This window comes from Azospirillum tabaci (assembly GCF_014596085.1).
In the GTDB taxonomy this organism is placed as follows: domain Bacteria; phylum Pseudomonadota; class Alphaproteobacteria; order Azospirillales; family Azospirillaceae; genus Azospirillum; species Azospirillum tabaci.
Genome location: NZ_JACCJY010000063.1, coordinates 1 through 3,751 on the forward strand (window position 1 = coordinate 1; position 3,751 = coordinate 3,751).

3 protein-coding genes are annotated in these 3,751 nt (G+C 70.1%); 2 read left to right on the plus strand and 1 reads right to left on the minus strand.

The genetic code is table 11. The annotated features are described in order from the left end of the window. Positions 1 to 433: 433 nt before the first annotated feature. Complete coding sequence (locus H0B54_RS29175) at positions 434 to 1,552, minus strand: AI-2E family transporter (RefSeq protein ID WP_188263251.1); 1,119 nt, start codon at positions 1,550 to 1,552, stop codon at positions 434 to 436. 215 nt (positions 1,553 to 1,767) lie between these two features. On the opposite strand from H0B54_RS29175, the gene H0B54_RS29180 reads away from it, so the two are divergent. Together H0B54_RS29180 and H0B54_RS29185 are read left to right on the plus strand one after the other, a co-directional pair. Continuing rightward, positions 1,768 to 2,445, plus strand: a complete 678-nt coding sequence (locus tag H0B54_RS29180; RefSeq protein WP_188263252.1) for an HAD family hydrolase — start codon at positions 1,768 to 1,770, stop codon at positions 2,443 to 2,445. Continuing rightward, a complete protein-coding gene (locus tag H0B54_RS29185; protein ID WP_188263253.1) occupies positions 2,442 to 3,326 on the plus strand; it encodes a lipid kinase in 885 nt (294 codons plus the stop codon). Before H0B54_RS29180 ends, H0B54_RS29185 begins: the two co-directional genes overlap by 4 nt. The last annotated feature ends 425 nt before the right edge of the window (positions 3,327 to 3,751 follow it).

The window sequence follows — 3,751 nt, forward strand, 5'->3', positions numbered from 1 at the left end:
TCGCGGATGTGGGCTTCGGCCTGCGGGTCGCGCGGGCCGGACTGGGCCTCGGCCTGACGCAGCTTGGCGAAGAGGTCGTCAATGATCTGGCGTTCGGTCTGGTCCATGGCGGTGCTCGTGCTCTCGGTGGTTTGAGGGATGGCCCGGGCGTGCCCCGGCGCGTCGTCCGTCGGGCGGGCGGCGGCGTCCGGAGGGGGCCGGGAAGGTGTGGAGAGTGTGGGAGAGGTCTGGGTATCGCGGGTCCATGGGAGCATCAGTCCCTCCAAGTGCGGTCACGCCCGTCGGCGCAAGAGCAGGTGAAGAGATCCGACATCGCGACCACGTCTAAGTCGCCAGAGGGGCCCGGATCACAGGTCCCGGAGACGTGGGGAGGGCCGGGAAACCTGTCAAGAGAGGGGGGTGCCAGAAAAATAACCGAAAAAACAGCGCTGCGTTACTCGGGCCGGGTGCGCGCCTCGAACCGCCGCCGGTCGCTTTTGTCGCTGAGCACGAAGGCGAAGGGGCGCAGCGTGTCGATGTGGCTGAGCGCGATGGCGATCAGGACGGTCATCGGAACCGCCAGCACGGTCCCGGCGGCCCCCCACAGCCAGCTCCACAGCAGCAGCGAACTCACGATCACCAGAGGGGAGATGGCGAGCTGTTTGCCCTCCAGTCGCGGGCCGATAAAGTTCCCCATCACCTGCTCGATCACCAGAAGCCCCCCCGCGACCATCAGGGCGGTGGTCGATCCGCCCTGGACCAGCGCCATCAGCACGGGCAGCGCGGCCGCTCCCACCGACCCAATCACCGGGATGTAGTTCAGCAGGAAGGCCAGGAAGCCCCACAGGAACAGGAAATCGATCCCGAACAGCGACAGCCAGCCGATGTAGAGCGCCCCGGTGATGAGGCCCAGGGTCGTGCTGACCAGCAGGAAGCGGCGGAACTGTTGGGCGATGGCGGCGACCGCGGTGACGGTCGTGGCGCAGCGCTCCGGCCCCAGCGTCTTCACAATCTTCTCCCGCCAGACCGGCGCCTCCACCAGCATCAGCAGGGCGAGGAACAGGACGATGACCAGCGTCGAGACGGCCTCCCGCGCCGCCGTCAAAACCGACGCGACGAGGCCGGACAGCGCCTCCGCTCCGCCGCCTCCGCCGTCGGAGTCGCCACCCGAATCGCCAAGGAACTGTTCGCGCAGCCCGTCGATCCAGCCGTTCGCCTGCCCCCAGAGGCGTTGCAACTCCTCGGCGTGGCGCGGCAGCTCGCCAGCCACGCGTTGGCCGACGAACCACAGGCCACCGGCGAACACCGCCAGCACCAGCAGCACCGTCAGCATCGCGGCGAGCGGGCCGAGCAGGGCCAGCCGCGGGGACACCCGGTCGCGCACCCAGCGCCCGACCGGCGCCACGGCGACCGCCACGAAGAAGGCCCCGGCCAGCGGGATGAGCACCGGCGAGGCGGCGCCGAGGCCCCACAGGACGGCAAAGGCGGCCAGCAGGCCGAGCAGCCAAAGGCCGAGGGCGATCCGGTCGATGGACCAGCGCCGATTCCCGTCCGCGTCCTCTCGCTGTGCCAAGACCGTCCGCTCCCCGTCGTTGCGCCCATGGTTTCGTTGCGCCGCCCGCGGGGCAGCATGAGCTTGACGCGAAACCGGTCCCGAAGTTCCGCAACGCCCCGGACCCGGCGGGGGCGCAGAATTGCCACCGGCCGGCCGTTGCGGCGCAGCAGGCCCAGCACCAACTCACAGGGGTCGGCTCCGCCGGAGCGGGATTCAGCCTGGGGACTCACGCCATGGACCGCATCAACACGGCTTTCCTGTTCGACCTCGACGGCACGCTGATCGACAGCGTGTACCAGCATGTGCTGGCTTGGCAGGAGGCGCTGGACCATGAGGGGATCGAGCTGTCGGTCTGGCGCATCCACCGCAAGATCGGCATGAGCGGCGGCCTGTTCGCCAACATGCTGCTGCGCGAGACCGGGCTCGCCATCAGCCCGGAGCTTCTGGAGCGGCTGCGCCGCCGCCACGCCGAGGCGTTCCGCGGGCTGGCCGGGCGGGTCCGTCCGCTGCCCGGCGCGCAGGAGCTGCTGTCCCACCTGACGGCGGCGGGTATCCCCTGGGCCATCGCGACCAGCGGACGGATCGAGACGGCGCGCTCCGGGCTGGAGGCTCTGGGAGTCGACCCGGACACGGTGCCGGTGGTGACGCGCGATCAGGTGAAATACGCCAAGCCCGACCCCGACCTGTTCCTGGCCGCGGCGGAGCGGCTCGGCGTTCCCATCGAATCGGCGATCGTGGTCGGCGACAGCGTATGGGACATCCTGGCCGCGCGGCGCGCCCGCGCGCTCAGCATCGGGCTGCTGTCCGGCGGCTACGGGCAGGATGAGCTGGAGCGGGCCGGCGCCTTCCGTGTCTACGAGGACCCCGCCAGCCTGCTGGAGCATCTGGACGAGGTGGGAGGCCGACGCTGACCGCCGACCGGCGCCGTGCGCTGCTGATCGTCAACAGGAAAGCCCGCCAGGGGCAACGCGCGCTCGACGACATCCGGGAGGAGGCTGCGAAGGCGGGCGTCACCCTGATCAGGGCCGAGTGCCGCGAGCGGGAGGACATCGCCGAGGCGATCCGCGACCATGCCGACTCCGTGGACTTGGTCATCATCGGGGGCGGCGACGGCACTCTGAACGCCGCCGCCCCGGCGCTGGCCGACACCGGCCTGCCGCTCGCTATCCTGCCGATGGGCACGGCGAACGATCTGGCGCGCACGCTGGGAATCCCGCTGGATGTGCGGGAGGCGGCGAAGCTGGCGGTCAGCGGCCCGATTCGCCGGATCGACCTGGGCGAGGTCAACGGCGTGGCCTTCTTCAACGTCGCCAGCATCGGGCTCAGCGTCGAACTGGCCCGCGAACTGACGCGCGAGATGAAGCGGCGCTGGGGCGTGTTCGGCTACGCCGTGGCGGCCTTCCGCGTCATGCGCCGTATGGCGCCCTTCCGCGCCGAGATCCGCATCAACGGGGCGCGGCACCGCGTCAAGTCGGTGCAGATCGGCGTCGGCAACGGGCGCCATTACGGCGGCGGCATGACCGTTCAGGAGAACGCCGCCCCCGACGACGGGCAGCTGGACGTCTACAGCATCGACCTGCGCGGCTGGTGGGAGTGGCCCCTGCTGTACCCGGACTTCCGCCGCGGACGGCACGGGCACTGGAAGAACGTCCACGCCTGGTACGGGCAGGAGGTGGAGATCACCACCCGCCACCGCCGCCCGGTCAACACCGACGGCGACATCACCACCCACACCCCGGCGCGCTTCCGCGTGCGGCCGGGCGCCGTTGCGGTGATTGCGCCCCCGCGGTGAGGCGTGGGCCGTTGCCCCCACCCTAACCCTCCCCCGCTACGCAGGGGAGGGGACTGCCGCCGCTTCGCGATCATCTCCCTCCCCCGCCCAGCGGGGGAGGGCCGGGGTGGGGGCAAGCGTCAGCCCTGCCCGCAACCCCGGCGGGACATTCCCCTCCATTCCAAGTCCGTTCGTGAAACAGTTCGCTGAGCGAACATAATCGCTTGCGGGCTAGTGGTATCTGGTATACCGTATCACCAATCCAAGCCGCTTCCCTTCTCCGGGGCAACGAAACCGCGGCCCAAACCCCTTCAGCCGGGGGGCCCTCCTACGCGAGGGGAATGAAGAGTCAGGGACGGGAACAGCCATGCAGACGATGAGTTTCTCGGTCGCGCCACTGGATCAGGGGATGAGCTTCAAGGCCAAGGCCTACCAAGCTCTGCGCC

Coding starts and splice junctions, on each gene's coding strand:
- H0B54_RS29180 (WP_188263252.1), top strand. CDS start 1,768: ATGGACCGCATCAACACGGCTTTCCTGTTCGACCTCGACGGCACGCTG.